The organism is Bradyrhizobium sp. HKCCYLS3070 (genome assembly GCF_051167575.1).
Classification (GTDB): Bacteria; Pseudomonadota; Alphaproteobacteria; order Rhizobiales; family Xanthobacteraceae; genus Bradyrhizobium.
Genome location: NZ_JBNPTI010000020.1, coordinates 24,220 through 40,216 on the forward strand (window position 1 = coordinate 24,220; position 15,997 = coordinate 40,216).

The following is a 15,997-nucleotide window of genomic DNA, read 5'->3' on the forward strand; positions in this document are numbered from 1 at the left end:
TGTGACACAGCCTGCGCGCGGAACTGCCACGCCCCTGTTTGATGTTGCGGGAACCTAAAAGGGCGGCCAAAAAAGGTTACGCATGGCCGGGTTCGGCTCTGAGAATGTGCTATATATAGCACATTTGCCGCAAAAATCAATGATTTAGAGGCCGCAGGGGCGGTATTGTGACGGATCCACGAAGTTAGGGTTAAGTGCAACGTGCCGGAATGGAACAACTCATGCAGCGGTTCCCGCTCACCGCATGAGGTGTTCTAGGCCATTGTTTCCGCGCAACGATTTCGATCGGCGCGATGGCGCCCCGCAGGACGGGGCGCGCTGGTGCCGCGCAGGTAGCGAGACGACCGTCAGTCTCCGGCGCCGGGCTTCGACGAAAAATATTTCTGGAACTTTCCATCCTCGCCGTCGTGCTCCTTGGCGTCGGCCGGCGGGTCTTTCTTCTGGGTGATGTTGGGCCAGGACTTGGCATATTCGGCGTTCACGCCCAGCCACTTCTCCAGCCCCGGCTCGGTATCCGGCTTGATCGCGTCGGCCGGGCATTCCGGCTCGCACACGCCGCAATCGATGCATTCGTCCGGATGAATGACCAGCATGTTGTCGCCCTCGTAGAAGCAGTCTACCGGGCAGACCTCGACGCAATCGGTGTATTTGCACTTGATACAGTTTTCGGTGACGACGTAAGTCATCCAAGGCTCCGGAACGGATCGACAATTCGGCTGGCTTGGACTAGCGCAGGACGTGGTGTGCCGCAAGTGAAGCGGGGCGAAGAACTGAACCGGACATTGCTCTGGCGCAATCGATCAGGATCGTCCGCCATCCAGATCATCGTACAGTCCGCGCACCGAGGCAGCATCGCCGCGACGCTCGGCAAAGCCGGTCACCTTGAGAACGCGCACGCTGCGATCGAGCGCGATGGTCAGCACATCACCGGTCTTCACCCCATGGCCCGGCGAGGTCTCGCGCACACCATTGACCCGGACGTGCCCCGACGACACCAGCGCCGCGGCGCTGGTGCGCGCCTTCACCAGCCGCGCATGCCACAGCCATTTGTCGAGGCGCTGGCGCTCTGACGGGGTGTCGGACGTCGGCGTTGTCCTTCCAACCAATCTTGCCAACCGATCTTGCCGCTCAGTCCTTGCGGTTGTTCCCCGCGAGTTGCTCCTTGAGCGCGGCGAGCTTGGCGAACGGCGAATTGGGATCGACCGGACGGTCGCGATCCCGGCCGCCGCCGCTGCTCGATGCGTAGGGCCGCAGCGCCGGGCCGCTGTCGCGCTTGTCGCGCCCCCCCTTGCCGAAGTCGCGGCCGCCGCGCCCCTCGCGGTCACCGCCGAACTTGCCACCCTTGTTGCGATCACGGTTCTGGTCGCGCCCCTTGGCATCATGATCGCGGCGCGGCCCGCGATCCTCGCGCGCCGGAGCCGATGCGCCCTCGGCTGGTGGAGCCGCACCAGCCTCCGGCGGGCCCTTGCGGAAGTCCTTGCCGAACTCCTTCATCCGGTCGCGCCGGCCATGGCCGCGGTGATGGCGCTCACGCGCCTCGCCGCCCTCGGCCGGAGCGGTCCCGGCCGGTGCCTGACCGCCGCCGGCAGCCTGCCCGCGCTCATGCTGCGGACGGTTGGGCCGGCCGCGATGATGATGGTCGTGGCGCGGCCGGCGCTCCTCCGAGCGCCCGCCCGGCCGCCAGACCTCGACCAGGACGGGCTCGGCAGCAGGCGCGGCCTCGGCGGGAGAAGCCTCGGTAGCGGTCGATCCAGCAGCAGTTTCCGCCGCGGCAGCTTCAGCCGAAGCGTCGCCGATGCTCGTTGCCTCGTTCGCGACGGCCTCGGCGGCTTCGGGCTGCGGCGCATCCGCAGCGACGGCGGTTTCCGCCTCGGCGACGCCGCTTTCGGCGGCCGTCTCGGCCCCGGACGCCTCGTCCGCCACATCCGGCGTGACGAAATCGACGGTTGGCAGCGATGCCAGGGCCGACACCGACGCGGTTTCCGCCTGCTCCTCACCAACCACCGCGGGCACGGCGACGGCCTGCTCGGTCACCGGAGCGACGGCGGCCTCCGCGACGGTGGGAACCTGCTCGTCGGCCGGCTCGCCGGCGACAACTGCGAGGTCCCCGCCCGGCACGGCCTGCGCATCTGCCGGCTCAGCCGGAGCGGCTTCCGCAGCGGCAGCCTCCGCGACGGCAGCAGCCTCGACGGGCTTCTCAATCGGCTTGGGCGGCAGCGGCGGGCGCTTCTCCATGCGATAGCCGAGCGCGCGCAGGATCGAGGCGAAGTCCTCGCCGGCCGAGCCGGTGAGCGAGGTCATCGCCTGCGTCACCACGAAGCCACGGCCGTCGAAGGCGCCGGCCGGCTTTTCGCCCGGTGCATTGTCGCGCCAGGCCAGGGCGGGACGAATCAGGTCGGCCAGCCGCTCCAGGATGTCGACGCGCACGGCGCGCTCGCCCGCCTGCTTGTAGCCGAGCACGCGATAGGCATCGCGCGGCAGCGCCTTGTCGACCGGGAACGAGGTCCGGCCCGAGCTCGCCAGATGCTGCGCGCCGGTCAGGGCGGACATGTCGACATTGCCCTGCTTCTCGGCCCACAGCAGCGCAGCGAGCGCGCGCGCGGCGGGCTTGAGCAGCGCCGGGACGTAGATGTGGTAGGCACCGAAGCGGACGCCGTACTTGCGCAAGGTGGCGCGCGACGGCTGGTCCAGATCCTTCATCTCGGCGGCGATCTTGGCGCGCTCGATGACGCCGAGCGCCTCCACCAGCTGGAACGCGATGCCGCGGCCGATGCCGGTGATGTCCTCGGCCTTGGACAACTCGAACAGCGGGCCGAGCAGCTTCTCGATATGCGTCTTCAGCCACAGATCGAGCCGCGCCTGGACCTTGTCGCGCGCAGCACCGGTCAGCCGCTCGTCGGCGATGATGCGCAGGCGCGGATGCAGCGCGTCGTCGGCCGCGACCAGCTTGGCGACCGCGTCGCCGGTCCAGCGCACCGTGCCGTCGGCGGTGAGCACGATGTGCTCGTCGGGCGCGCTGGACAGCTTCTCGGCGCGCGCCTCGATCTCGCCGGCCAGCGCCTTCTGGGCAGCAGCCTGCAAGGCCTTGGCCTCCGAGCCGGCTTCGGCGGCGTCGGGCGCGAAGGTGAATCCATCCAGGCGGCCGATCGCGTGCCCTTCAACGATCACTTCGCCGGTCTTGCCGATTTCCGTATTCAAAACACTGTTCTCCCGCAGGCGCCGCATCAATACACTGGTACGACGATCAACGAAACGCTCCGTGAGCCGTTCATGAAGGGCGTCTGACAATTTATTTTCGAGTTCGCGGGTAATCCCCTGCCAATAATCAGGGTCGCGCAGCCAGTCGGGCCGGTTGGCCACGAAGGTCCAGGTACGGATCTGTGCAATCCGCCCCGACAGCGTATCGATGTCGCCATCGACGCGGTCGGCCTGATCGACCTGGGCCGCGTACCAGGCGTCCGGAATACGCCCCTTCTGCATCAGGAAGCCGAACACGGTGGTCACCAGCTCCGCATGGGCGGCCGGCGACAGCCTGCGATAGTCGGGAATCTGGCAGGTTTCCCACAGACGCTCGACCGCGGCCGCGCCGTGAGCGATGTCGCGCACCTCGGCATCGCGCGCGGCGTGATCGAGCACGCGCAGGTCCTCCGCAATCGGCGCGCGCGTCAGCGCCTCATGCGCCGGCGCGACCGCCAGCGAGACCTGAAGCGCGCTCAAGGACGCGAAATCAAGCCGGGAGTTGCGCCATTGCAGCACCTTCACGGTATCGAAGGCATGGTTCTGGAGCGCATTGACCAGCTCGGGCTCGAATGGCGCACAACGTCCGGTGGTGCCGAACGTGCCATTGCGCGTCGCGCGTCCGGCACGGCCGGCGATCTGGGCAAATTCCGACGGCGTGAGCCGGCGGAACTGATAGCCGTCATATTTGCGGTCGGACGCGAAGGCGACGTGATCGACGTCGAGGTTGAGCCCCATGCCGACCGCATCGGTGGCGACGAGATAGTCGACGTCACCGTTCTGGAACATCGCCACCTGCGCGTTGCGGGTTCGCGGCGACAGCGATCCCAGCACGACAGCGGCGCCGCCATGCTGGCGGCGGATCAGCTCGGCGATGGCGTAGACCTCGTCGGCCGAGAACGCCACGATGGCGGTCCGGCGCGGCTGTCGCGTGATCTTGCGATCACCGGCGAATTCGAGTTGCGACAATCGTGGCCGCGTCACCATCGACGCGCCCGGCAGCAGACGCTCGATGATGGGACGCATCGTCGCAGCACCCAGCAGCAGCGTCTCGTCGCGACCGCGGCGATTGAGGATGCGGTCGGTGAAGACGTGGCCGCGCTCGAGATCGGACGCGATCTGGATCTCGTCGACGGCCAGGAACGACACGTCGAGATCCCTGGGCATCGCTTCGACGGTCGACACCCAGTAGCGCGGATTTTTCGGCTTGATCTTCTCCTCGCCGGTGATCAGCGCGACGGCCTCGCTGCCGACGCGATCGGCGATCTTGTTGTAGACCTCACGCGCGAGCAGCCGCAGCGGCAGTCCGATGATGCCGGAGGAATGCGCGAGCATGCGCTCGATCGCCAGATGCGTCTTGCCGGTGTTGGTGGGGCCGAGCACGGCGGTGACGCCGCTTCCGGGAGCGCGGTCGGACGTGCGCTCGAAAGGCGAGGCAGCCGAAGAGGACGAAAAAGCCATTCGTTAAATGTGGGTCTCGAAGCCGGCGTTGGAAGCGCGCCGTTCACGCGCGACGGATGCGGAATAATCGTGTGTCTGGAGAGGCTGCGATGCTGACCCCTGTCTCACATTGTGACGCATATAGTGACGCAGCTTAAGCTTCGGAACGCCTTGAGAACGAATCGCGAAGGAATCGCTGACTCCGTCGGCTTTCCGGCTTCGTTCACCGCAACATCTCGCGCTCTGCCATCAAGCCAGCACTAGATCAAGTTTTCGCGGGCTCCACAAGCAACGCTTTCGCGATGGAACTGGCGCGCGTTCAGCGCATCCCGAGTCGAATCAGAATCAGGGAAGAGTCAAACGGATTCACGCGCAGCAGACAGTATCGATAGGGGGTCCCGACAAATCGGAGCTCATGAGCCCGTCAGTCCGGAGATCATGCAGCGCGAACCCCGAATCTCCATCGGATTCAAGCGACAGCGGACGGCATGCCGTCAGGCCTTCACGCCACGGCCGCTGACGGGGCTGCGCCGCAACGACGAGATTCCGATGTGGAGGAGCAGCGAAACGACGCACTACTGGGTCTTGGCGACGTGCGGCGCCGCCTGGGTGATGAACGACGTCGCTTCCAGCATCGCGGTCCCCAGCGGGGTCGGGATCACCATCTTGAACGGCACCAGCACACGGGTGCCGGCGATCGGCACGAAGAAGATCTCCATGTTGCGGGCCTGAGCCAGATATTTGATGACCGGCCGGTCCGGGATGTAGCCCGCGACTGGCGTGAAGTAGATCGCGCAGACCAGGGCCGGGCCACGATAACCCTTGTCTGCCTTGACGTTCTCCATGCGCTTGTAGTCGAGCTTGAGCTCGTAGCGCATGCGGCCGTCGAACACGGGCGCAGCGCCGCGGCACGAGTCCGGCGACAGCAGCTCGCCGTTGCCCGGCACGCGCACCAGAGAGGCCGTCATCGGATCGAGCACGCCACGCTTGTGGGCATCCGTCACCGGAATGCGGTCGGGATCGACCGGAGGCGCCGGCTCGATGGCGAAGTCCTTCACAGTACCGTTCTGCAGATTGATGCGGATCTGCTCGGATTTCTTTCCCGTCGTGGTCGAGGCCTGGTAGCTCTGGCCGACCAGGGCGCCGTTGACGACGCGCCCCTGCACCGAGCCGGTGCCTGATCCTTGCGAGAAGCTCTTGAGCAGGCCGGCGGTGCCGCCCTGAGCCGCGGCACCATACTGATCATCCCCGATCTCGACCGCCCAGGTACCCTTGCCGACGGGGATGCCAGCCAGGGAAGCCTCGTATTGAGCGTCCAACCGAGCCTGCGCCTGGGCGTTTTGCGCCAGCAACAACAGGCAGAGCGCTGCCCCGGCCGCGGCCAGGCGACAGCAGAGAAATGAGGGAACCGAGATGATGGTCACGTGACGAATGATCCTACCGATCCGCCTGCCTGAGCGCCGGACCGATCCGACGCGCCATCCTTGCTACTTAAGCCAAAAACGCCTTCAAACAACGCGAACCGTCCGACAATGGCGGTTTGTCCAGCGCTTTGCAGCTGAACAGCACTCAGACCGTCATCCGCAGCTCTGCCGGAACCGAGCCGCGAACCTCCGACCGCGCCAGCATGCCGCCATTCCGGCATTTCGGACTGTTCGCGGGATATCCATCCATCACGTCCGAATGCGCCCTTTATATGGTCTAAACTATCGGCTATACTATTGATTATACGCCTGCTTTTCTGCTGGTTGGCGATTTCGGCCCGACCAGGAGGATGCACGGGTCGCGCCCTTCGGGTTCGCCGGCCCGGCTCCCTCTATTCGCTGCGGCCTTCAAAACCTTGACGAAAAGCCGCATCCCCCCTATACGACCGCATCTCCCAGAGACGAGCTGGACGAGTTTTGGACCCCCGCGGCCCGCCGACACAGGCGGACGAAGGGTGCGGGGATGAGAGAGGATTTATTGCCATGTCGCGGCGCTGTGAACTGACGGCCAAGGGTCCCCAGGTTGGCCACAAGGTCAGCCACTCCAACATCAAGACCAAGCGGCGCTTCCTGCCGAACCTGTGCAACGTGACCTTCATCTCGGATGCACTCGGCCGCAACGTGCGCCTGCGCGTCTCCACCAACGCGCTCAAGAGCGTCGACCACAATGGCGGCCTCGATGCCTATCTGCTCAAGGCCAACGCCGCGACCCTGTCGCCGCGCGCGCTGGAGCTGAAGCGCGCCATCGAGAAGAAGGCGGCGGACGCTGCCCCGGTCGCCAAGGCGAGCTGAGAGAGCAAGCCGAAATTCAGGATTGATGCAGAAGCCGGACGCGTCACGGGCGCGGCTTCAAGCTGAACGAGATGTCGAAACGGCCGGGTCGAGAGATCCGGCCGTTTTGCTTGCGGATGCCGTGACCAACTGACAACTCTGGACACGGGCAGCAGGCGTGGGGCGGCAGGACTGGTCGGGTGATCATCCGTTCGTACAACGGCGCCCCGCAGTCACTTCGCGATGTCCGCCGCGCCGCGCGCAACAGCGACCCAGACGAAGTGCCATAGGGAACCGACCTCCCCAACACCAGCCGGATGCTCTACACTCGTTGCGGTAGCATTATTGCGGACATTCCTTTGCCATGAAGAATATTGTCATCTGCTGCGACGGCACCGGCAACGAGATCAGCGAGAACATCTCGAACGTGCTCAAGCTTTATCGGTGCCTGCGCAAGACCGACAAGACGACACCGCATCAGGTCGTGTTCTACGATCCCGGCGTCGGCACGTTGACGCAGCCCGACAGCTGGCATCGCTTCAAGGCCAATTTCAACATGGTGCTGGGGCTCGCGACGGGCTACGGCCTCGACGACAACGTCATCAACGCCTACTCTTTCCTGGCCACGCAGTACCAGGACGGCGATCGCATCTTCCTGTTCGGCTTCTCGCGGGGCGCCTACACCGTGCGCGTGCTCGCCGGGCTGATCCACAAGATCGGGCTGATCTCGCCGGGCCAGATCAATCTCGTCGGCCCGGGCGTGATCGCCTACAAGAAGTATTCCTCCGACAATCCGAAGGCCGGGCGCGGCATCACCAAGGAGCTCGAGAGCACCGAGGAGGACGGGCCGATCCCGGAGAGCCGCGCCGACCAGGCCGCGCAGTTCGCGCGGATCACCTCGACGCGCTGGCCGACGATCCATTTCGTCGGCGTGTGGGACACGGTGGCGAGCGTGATCGTGCCGCGCACCGACCGGCTGTTTGCGCTGCCGAGCCTCGAGGAGCTCGCCTTCACGATCGAGAACCCGAGCGTGAAGATCTTCCGTCAGGCTGCGGCGATCGACGAGCGCCGCTGCATGTTCCGGCTGAAGCCGTGGGGGATGCCGCAGACCTTCACGCCGAACCGCTTCAACAAGGCGCAGGCGCGACCGCAGGACGCCAAACAGGTGTGGTTCGCCGGCGTGCATTCCGACGTCGGCGGCGGCTATCCCGAGGTGCGGTCGGCGGCTTCGAAATATCCGCTGCTGTGGATGATCGACGAGGCGGTCGAGGCCGGGCTGACGGTCAATCCGCGCACGGTGAATCAGCTCGCCTGGGGCGTGCAGCGCAAGAACAGTCCGTTCTCCTATGTGGCGCCGAGCGTCCAGGGCCCCCTGCACGATTCGATGACGCCGGCCTGGCGGCTGCTGGAATGGCTGCCGAAGAGCGCGACGTACAAGGAGTGGCCGGAGCGCAAGGCGCATTTCGGATTGTACGTTCCGAATTGCGAGCCGCGCTTCATTCCCGAGGGCGCGTTCATCCACGAGAGCGTGCTGATGCGGATCGCAGAATCGCAGGACTACCGGCCCGTCAATCTGCCCGCGTCCTATGAGCGCGTCCCGCTTCCGGTCAAACAGAAGGCGGAGTAGCAACGGCGCGTTGCGCGTCGGGCAGCGTCTTCAGAGGCCCGCGTGTGGCGGATCGCCTCAGATCATGCGCAGATGGATGACGCCGTCGGTCACCTCGCCACGGGCGAACTGCTCGCGCGCCATCTGCTCGAACGCCGTGCGGTTTCGCTGCAGATAGGCGAACGCCTGGTTGCGGGTGCAAAAGCAGGTCTCGAGATGACAGACCTGCCGCGTGGCGCCGATTGCGAGCGCGAATGCGATCGTCTGGCCTCCACGCTGCGTCTCGTCCTTGGCGATGCGAACGTCTGTAGCTGTCGACTTGGCCACGTCAGCCTCCTCGGTACGAAGGTCGGGTCTGTACGCGGGACGCGGTTGAGACGTAATGATCAGGCATGGATCGCCCGTCTGTTCGAGCACCGGCAACGGATCTGAAGTTCCGATAGTTCCACCGGGCAGCCGACGTCGGAAGGCGAGACGAAACCGCCCTAGCGAGCGACCTTCTTCCGCCGCTTCGGCGCAGGCGCCGCGTCAGAACCCGCTTGCGCAGCTTCCGCTTCCTTGGCGAGCCGCAACACGCGCAGCCGCTCCATGTTCTTGCGGACCGCGGTCGCGCGCTGATCCCATTCGGCGCGCGCCTTCGCCCCGTCCTCGGCGGCGACGCGCTGGCGCTCCGACCGCGCAATGCTTTCGGGGGAGCGTTCTGACATCTTCTTGGTGGCCATCGACTGATCCTTCCGGAAACGCGGGTTACCGTCGAGACGCAGAAAGCCCGCTCAATACAGGATCGAGCGGGCAAACCGGCCATTTCAGTACATCCGTGAAATGGCCCAAGACGTCAGAGACGTCAGATCAGTGCGATCAGACCAGCGCGAGATTTTCTGCGCTGGTTTTACCGCGCATCTTGTCCGTCTTGACCTCAAAACTGACTTTCTGGCCTTCAGCCAGACCGGCGAGACCAGCGCGTTCAACAGCGCTGATGTGAACGAACACGTCGTTCCCGCCATCCTGCGGCTGAATGAAACCAAAGCCCTTCTGGCCATTGAACCACTTGACCGTACCCTGCATGTCTATCTCCAAATCATTCACCGCGCGACCATCACGCGATCTCATTCAACTGAGCGATGACTTTTGGAAATAGCCCACAGGCACATTCAGAAAGGCACAGCGGCTAATCGAACTACCTCAAGGTAGAGATTTTCTCGGGGATTACAAGGCCGCGCGGCAAATATAGTTTGCCGAGGGCCGGAACCGTTGAGTCGGCTCGCGCTGGCAATATCAGCAGATTGCCCCTATCTTCACAGCACCATCGGTAACGGCATGGCCATCGATGGCTGAGAGACACTCGTGCTCCCGCCTTCCGACGAAGGGGATCACCGTGTCTCGCACGTATCGTGACTCATAACATTGTGAGCAACACGTTTCATTGACGCCGCTCTGCTGAGCGCGCCGTTCGCCCCGCCGCAGCGCCGCTCGGCTTTGCCAACCGAATTTCATCGATAGAGATGAAGACAAGGAGGACACTTTTGCAGGTTCTTGTTCGTGACAACGACGTCGAGAAGGCGTTGCGCATCCTGAAGCGGAAGATGCAGCGCGAAGGCGTATTCCGCGAGATGAAGCGCCGCAGATCCTATGAGAAGCCATCGGAGCGCAAGACGCGCGAGAAATCCGATGCGATCAGGCGCCATCGCAAAGTCGCGCGCAAGCAGGCCATCCGCGAAGGGTTGCTGCCGGCGCCGGTCAAGAAGGTACCCGCAGCGCGGCCGGGCGCGCTCCCCTCAACGACCTCGACGCACACCGATCGTGAACGGCCGCGGGACCAGCTTACCGCTACGCCCCCGCGCAGCTGAGCAAGCGACGGCATGCCCGCCGAAATCGACGGGAAGAGGCTGGCGGTTCACGCCAGCTTCTTCGGCTGTTTGCCGGCGCCGTCAGCCGCTTCACGCGCCAATCGCTCGGCCTTCAGTCGCTCGCGGTTCTGATCGAAGGCGCTCTGCGCCTTTTCATAATCGCTTCTCGTCGGCTCGGCCGGCTTGAAGGCTTTTTGAGCCTCGCGCACGGCGGCCGTTGGCTTGCGCTCCGACATGATGAGAGTCCTCGTTGGGATGGTGAACGCCGCTGCGACATCCTGTCGAGACTGGCGCAGCACGGCACGGTTCAATGAAGGCCGCGGGTAGAGGGAGCACGAGCCCGCTGTCTTGGCGCGTACCAGCTCGGGCGACCACCCTGCGGCCCCATCGGGGTCCAGTCTTATTATAATCCAAATACGCCGAAGATGTTGCAAGCATTTGAACCCGACCCGGCACGATGCTCCATGGTTCCGACCGGCGGCCGGCTTACGCAAATCACGCCGTACCGTGCTTGCGGCCGGGAACGGCAGCGAGCAGCTCGCGCGTATAGGCGTGTTCGGGATTGGCGAACAGCGCCGCGGTCGGCTTCAGCTCGACGATCTCGCCCTTTTGCATGACGGCGATCCGATCGCAGATCTGCGCGGCCACCCGCAGGTCATGCGTGATGAACAGCATCGACAGACCAAGGCGCGCCTTCAAATCTTCCAGGAGCCGCAACACCTGCGCCTGGACTGACACATCGAGCGCCGACACTGCTTCGTCCGCGACGATGATCTCCGGATCCAGCGCGAGCGCGCGCGCAATGCCGATGCGCTGACGCTGGCCGCCCGAGAACTCGTGCGGATAGCGGCCGATGGCGCCGGCGTCGAGCCCGACCATGCCGAGCAGATCCTGGGCGCGCTTCAGCGCCGCGTCGAGCGGCGTGCCGTGCGCGACCATGCCGTCGGCAATGATGCGGCCGACCTTGCGGCGCGGGTTGAGCGAGGCGAACGGGTCCTGGAAAATCATCTGGATGCGGTGACGCTGCGCGCGCAAGGCGCGCCCCTCCAGCGCCGTGAGATCGACATCGCCGATCCGCACCGTGCCGCGATCGGCCTCGATCAGCCGCATCACCAGACGCGCAACGGATGACTTCCCCGAGCCGGACTCGCCGACGAGTCCGAGCGTCTCGCCCTGGTGGATCGCGAAATTGACCGCATGCGCGGCGCGCGTCTCGCGCTTCGGGCGGAACCAGCCGGTCGGCGTCACATAGGTCTTGTCGAGGCCGATCACCTCCACCGCCCGAGGCGCAGCCTCGCGTGATTGACGCGGTGGCGGGTCGAACGACGGCACGGCCGCGAGCAGCGCCTTGGTGTAGTCGTGCTGCGGCTGGCCGAGCACGGCGGCGGCCGTGCCCTCCTCCACCACCTTGCCATGGCGCAGAACGACGACCTGGTCGGCGATGTCGGCGACGACGCCGAAATCATGGGTGATGAACATCACCGCCATGTTGTGGCTGGCCTGCAGGTTGCGGATCAGCTTGAGGATCTGCGCCTGCGTCGTCACGTCGAGCGCGGTGGTTGGCTCGTCCGCGACGAGCACCGCAGGCTCGAGCGCGAGCGCCATCGCGATCATCGCACGCTGGCGCTGGCCGCCGGAGAGCTGATGAGGATAGGCGCGGATGATCCGTTCGGGATCGGGCAGGCCGACCTCGCGCGCCAGCGCCAGCGCCTTGGCGCGGCGCTCGCGGGGGCTCAGCAGATCATGCGCCTCGAACACCTCCATCAGTTGCTCGCCGATCCGCATCAAGGGATTGAGCGCGGTCATCGGCTCCTGGAACACCATCGCGATGCGGCGGCCGCGCAGATCGCGCCAGCCGTCCTCATCGACGGCAAGCAGGTCGCGCCCCTCGAAGCGCATCTCGCCGCTCTCCACTTTCACCGTATCGGGCAGCAGCCCGAGCAGCGCATGCGCGCACATCGACTTGCCCGAGCCGGATTCGCCGACCACGCAGACGATCCTGCCCGCGGTAAGATCGAAGGAGACGCCGTCGACGGCGTGGGCGCGCTCGGCGCCCGGCGGCAAAGCGATACGGAGGTTGCGGATGGCAACGACGGGATCAGCCACGGCTCACCTGCCCTCGCGCGACAGGCGCGGGTTGAGCGCATCGTTCAGGCCCTCGCCGATCAAATTGAGGCCAAGCACCGACAACAGGATCGCGACGCCGGGAAACACGGTGATCCACCACGCCTGACGAATGACGGTGCGGCCGGCGCCGACCATATAGCCCCAGGAGATCAGGTTGGGATCGCCGAGGCCGAGGAACGACAGCGAGGACTCCAGGAGGATCGCGGTCGCGACCATCAGCGAGGCCAGCACGATGACAGGCGACAGCGCGTTGGGCAGGATCTCGCGCCAGATGATCCAGGCATTGCTCTGGCCGGTGACGACCGCAGCCTGGACATATTCGCGGGTCCGCAGGCTCAGCACCTCGCCGCGGACCAGGCGCGCCACCGGCGGCCAGCTGACGAGGCCGATCGCGGCGATGATCGAATAGATCGACGGCTGCAGGATCGCGACCAGCACGATCGCGAGCGCAAAGCTCGGGATGGTCTGGAAGAACTCGGTGAAGCGCATCAGCGCGTCATCGACCCGGCCGCCGAAATAGCCGGCGATGGCGCCGAGCGGCACGCCGACGATCAACGCCACCAATGTCGAGACGAGGCCGACCAGCAGCGAGACGCGCGCGCCGAAGATCAGGCCGGCGAGCACGTCGCGGCCGAGCGCATCGGTGCCGAGCGGGACCTTCGACAGCGTGAACGGCGGAACGAACGGCCGCTGCGCCATGCGCCACGGCGAGTTGGGAAAGTAGAACGGGCCGGCCACCGCGACGACGATCGCCAGTGCGAGAATGATCAGCCCGATGATGCCGCTCGGGCTGCGCAGCATGGTTCGCCAGAACTGCCTCATGACGCGTACTCGATGCGCGGATCGACCAGGCGATAGACGAGGTCGGTGACGAGGTTGAAGATCAGCACCATCGCCGAGGAGACCACGAACACACCGAGCAGGAGATTGTAGTCGCGCTGGATCAGCGCGTCATACGTCAGCCGGCCGATGCCGGGCCACGCGAACACGGTCTCGGTCAATACCGCGCCGCCGACCAGCGTGCCGGCGTGGACGCCGGCCAAGGTCACCACCGGCAGCAGCGCGTTGCGCAGCACGTGGCGGCGCAGGATGACGCCGTCACGCAGGCCCTTGGCGCGCGCGGTCTTGACGAAGTCGAGCCGCTTGACCTCGAGCATCGAAGCGCGGGTCATGCGGGTGTAGGTCGCCATGAAGAACAGGCCGAGCGTCGCGGCCGGCATCGCGAGATGTGCGACGACGTCGAGCGCGTGGCGGACTCCCGTATAGCCGGCACCGACCGTTTCATAGCCGAAGCTCGGCAACCAATCGACCCAGACCGAGAACAGCAGGATCGCGATCAGCGCGATCCAGAACAGCGGCGTCGCGTAGAAGATCAACGCGAGCACGGTAATTGCAGTATCGAGGATCGTGCCGGCGAAGCGCGCGGCGAGCGCGCCGAACAGGATGCCGAGACCGAGCGAGATCGCGAACGCCGTGAGCGTCAGCAGCAGGGTCGCCGGCAATCGTTCGGCGATCAGCCTGGCGACCGGCGCCTGCTGACGGAACGAGAAGCCGAGATCCAGGCTGGCGATACCCTTGACGTAGATGAGGAGCTGCTCCGGCAGCGGACGGTCGAGGCCGAATTTTTCGCGCAACTGCGCCACGAAGATCTGGTCCGAGGCACCGGCCTCGCCGGCCATGACCACGGCCGGATCGCCCGGCGCCAGCCGGATCAGGAAGAAATTCAGCACGATGATGGCGAGAAGGACGATGACGCCTTTCACGACGCGCTGGGCGATGAGGGAGAGCATGAAAGGTCCGTGAAGGTCAGCTCGGCGGGACAGCGAAACACCGGAGCGGGGGTCATGGCCGCGCCCCGGAGTGCACCACTATTTGTCGAGCCAAGCGTCTCGGAAGCCGTCGTTGACGCCGATGCCGGTGGTGATCAGGTTCTTCACCTTGCACTTGGTGATGGTCGGGAACTGGAGCTCGAGCAGCCAGGCCACCGGCACGTCCTCAGCCAGGATCTTCTGCACCTTGTCATAGGCCTCCTTGCGTTTGGCGTCGGTCGGCGCCGTGGCGCCCTCCGCGAACAGCTTGTCGACCTCCGGGTTCGAATAGCCCTCGACATTGTTGAAGAGCTGGCCCTTGGCGATCGCCGAGGTGATGTAGTTGCGGGACACGCCGAGCGCGGGATCGCCGTACTGATACAGATAGGTGAAGGCGATGTCGTAGTCCCACTCCATGATCTTCTGGTTGCCGCCGGGCACGTCGGTCGCGATCGTCTCGATGTTCATGCCGACGTCCTGAAGGTTCTGCTTCACCGCCTCGCCCCAGCGCTGCCAGGTCTCGCCATAGGCGAGCGGCAGCATGCGAATCTTCTCGCCCTTGTAGCCGGCCTCCTTGAGCAGCGCCTTGGCCTTGGCCGGGTCGTACGGATATCTCGGCACGTCGTCGGAATAGAACTTGATGGTCGATGCCGAAGGTCCGGTTGCGACCTTGCCGAGGCCGTTCCAGATCACGTCCTTGGCGAAGTCGCGATCGATGGCATACATGATGGCCTGGCGCACCTTCTTGTTGGCCAGGATCGGGTGGCGGTTGTTGAGCCACATCCACGACAGCGGCGAGAAGAACTCCCAGCCGGCCCCGGTGACGCAGGCGCCCGACAGCTTGGAGACGCGCGGCACGTCGAAATTCTCGATCGAGCCGCCCGGCAGCACGTCGACCTTGCCGGTCTCGAAGGCAACCGCGCGCGCGGCGGCGTCGGGAATGATCTGCCAGTAGACCTCGTCGAGATAGGGCCTGCCCTTCTCATGGTAGTTCGGATTTTTCACCATCCGGATGAAGGATCCCTTCTGCCATTCCTTGAACATGAAGGGGCCGGTGCCAACAGGCGCGTTGTTGTTCGGATTGGTCTTGTAGTCGGTGCCTTCATACAGGTGCTTCGGCACCATCGGCATCGAGCCGACCTCGAAGATGCCGATGAAGGGACCGAACGGCTCCTTCAGCCTGAACACCACCGTGAGATCATCCGGCGCCTCGACCTTCTCGACAATTGCGAGGTTGTTGCGAGCGCGCGCATGCGTCTGCTTCAGCATGTCGATCGAGAACAGCACGTCGGCCGACGTGAACGGCTTGCCGTCGTGCCAGGTCACGCCCTTCTTGAGCTTGAAGGTGTAGACCTTGGCATCCGGGCTGATGGTCCAGCTCTCGGCGAGGCCGGGCAGCGGCTCCAGCTTGGGACTGTAGCGCAGCAGGCCTTCGAAGATGTTGCCGGACACCATCTGCGTCGGGCCGTTCTGGACCATCGCCAGCATCAGGCCGGGCGGCTCGGGCTGGATCACCGCGTTGACCACGCCGCCGACCTTCGGCTCCTCCGCTTGCGCCGCGGACAGTCCGCAGCCAATGACCACACCCAGCAGCACCCGTTTCAACATGATGAACTTCCCAAATGTCATTGCCGGCCGCGATGCATCAAGCGCGCCAAGGTGCGCGATATCGCCATG

General features: G+C 65.1%; 15 protein-coding genes. 3 read left to right on the top strand and 12 right to left on the bottom strand.

The window, feature by feature from the left end:
- Nucleotides 1–347: 347 nt before the first annotated feature.
- The 4 genes from fdxA to ACQR03_RS31935 form a co-directional block, all read right to left on the bottom strand.
- Entirely contained in the window at nt 348–686 is a 339-nt protein-coding gene (gene fdxA / locus ACQR03_RS31920) for a ferredoxin FdxA (protein WP_315715248.1), read from the bottom strand.
- A 114-nt stretch (nt 687–800) separates the two neighbouring features.
- The gene (locus tag ACQR03_RS31925; protein ID WP_315752296.1) at nt 801–1,106 is read right to left on the bottom strand and encodes an RNA-binding S4 domain-containing protein; all 306 of its coding nucleotides are present in this window, start codon (nt 1,104–1,106) and stop codon (nt 801–803) included.
- A 22-nt stretch (nt 1,107–1,128) separates the two neighbouring features.
- The gene (locus tag ACQR03_RS31930; protein ID WP_316203497.1) at nt 1,129–4,698 is read right to left on the bottom strand and encodes a helicase-related protein; all 3,570 of its coding nucleotides are present in this window, start codon (nt 4,696–4,698) and stop codon (nt 1,129–1,131) included.
- 554 nt (nt 4,699–5,252) lie between these two features.
- Nucleotides 5,253–6,029 carry a DUF3108 domain-containing protein gene (locus ACQR03_RS31935; RefSeq protein WP_316166456.1) on the bottom strand — a complete coding sequence of 259 codons (777 nt, stop codon included), beginning with the start codon at nt 6,027–6,029 and terminating at the stop codon, nt 5,253–5,255.
- Nucleotides 6,030–6,644: 615 nt separating this feature from the next.
- Between ACQR03_RS31935 and rpmB the strand changes: the two genes are divergently transcribed.
- Nucleotides 6,645–6,953 (top strand): 50S ribosomal protein L28, encoded by a 309-nt coding sequence (gene rpmB / locus ACQR03_RS31940; RefSeq protein WP_172114511.1) that lies wholly within the window; start codon nt 6,645–6,647, stop codon nt 6,951–6,953.
- A gap of 343 nt (nt 6,954–7,296) precedes the next feature.
- Nucleotides 7,297–8,559, top strand: coding sequence for a T6SS phospholipase effector Tle1-like catalytic domain-containing protein (locus ACQR03_RS31945; protein ID WP_315715245.1), 1,263 nt, complete (start codon nt 7,297–7,299; stop codon nt 8,557–8,559).
- A gap of 57 nt (nt 8,560–8,616) precedes the next feature.
- Here the strand turns inward: ACQR03_RS31945 and ACQR03_RS31950 are convergent, their stop codons facing one another.
- From ACQR03_RS31950 to ACQR03_RS31960, 3 genes are all read right to left on the bottom strand, one after another.
- Complete coding sequence (locus tag ACQR03_RS31950) at nt 8,617–8,865, bottom strand: hypothetical protein (RefSeq protein ID WP_315715244.1); 249 nt, start codon at nt 8,863–8,865, stop codon at nt 8,617–8,619.
- A 158-nt stretch (nt 8,866–9,023) separates the two neighbouring features.
- Complete coding sequence (locus tag ACQR03_RS31955; protein ID WP_315715243.1) at nt 9,024–9,260, bottom strand: transcriptional regulator; 237 nt, start codon at nt 9,258–9,260, stop codon at nt 9,024–9,026.
- A gap of 136 nt (nt 9,261–9,396) precedes the next feature.
- Nucleotides 9,397–9,603, bottom strand: a complete 207-nt coding sequence (locus tag ACQR03_RS31960; protein ID WP_315715242.1) for a cold-shock protein — start codon at nt 9,601–9,603, stop codon at nt 9,397–9,399.
- Between the two features lie 458 nt (nt 9,604–10,061).
- On the opposite strand from ACQR03_RS31960, the gene rpsU reads away from it, so the two are divergent.
- Nucleotides 10,062–10,385, top strand: a complete 324-nt coding sequence (gene rpsU, locus ACQR03_RS31965; RefSeq protein ID WP_315715241.1) for a 30S ribosomal protein S21 — start codon at nt 10,062–10,064, stop codon at nt 10,383–10,385.
- A gap of 47 nt (nt 10,386–10,432) precedes the next feature.
- On the opposite strand, the gene ACQR03_RS31970 is transcribed toward rpsU, so the two are convergent.
- The 5 genes from ACQR03_RS31970 to ACQR03_RS31990 all read right to left on the bottom strand — a co-directional run bounded on the left by ACQR03_RS31970 (nt 10,433) and on the right by ACQR03_RS31990 (nt 15,928).
- Nucleotides 10,433–10,621: a hypothetical protein gene (locus ACQR03_RS31970; RefSeq protein WP_315715240.1), complete on the bottom strand. Its 189-nt coding sequence runs from the start codon at nt 10,619–10,621 to the stop codon at nt 10,433–10,435.
- Nucleotides 10,622–10,880: 259 nt separating this feature from the next.
- Nucleotides 10,881–12,491 carry an ABC transporter ATP-binding protein gene (locus tag ACQR03_RS31975; RefSeq protein WP_434842308.1) on the bottom strand — a complete coding sequence of 537 codons (1,611 nt, stop codon included), beginning with the start codon at nt 12,489–12,491 and terminating at the stop codon, nt 10,881–10,883.
- 3 nt (nt 12,492–12,494) lie between these two features.
- Nucleotides 12,495–13,334 carry an ABC transporter permease gene (locus ACQR03_RS31980; protein ID WP_316226096.1) on the bottom strand — a complete coding sequence of 280 codons (840 nt, stop codon included), beginning with the start codon at nt 13,332–13,334 and terminating at the stop codon, nt 12,495–12,497.
- The gene (locus tag ACQR03_RS31985; protein ID WP_434842307.1) at nt 13,331–14,302 is read right to left on the bottom strand and encodes an ABC transporter permease; all 972 of its coding nucleotides are present in this window, start codon (nt 14,300–14,302) and stop codon (nt 13,331–13,333) included. The genes ACQR03_RS31980 and ACQR03_RS31985 overlap by 4 nt, the downstream gene beginning before the upstream one ends.
- Nucleotides 14,303–14,380: 78 nt before the next feature.
- Complete coding sequence (locus ACQR03_RS31990) at nt 14,381–15,928, bottom strand: ABC transporter substrate-binding protein (RefSeq protein ID WP_434842306.1); 1,548 nt, start codon at nt 15,926–15,928, stop codon at nt 14,381–14,383.
- Nucleotides 15,929–15,997: the final 69 nt, after the last annotated feature.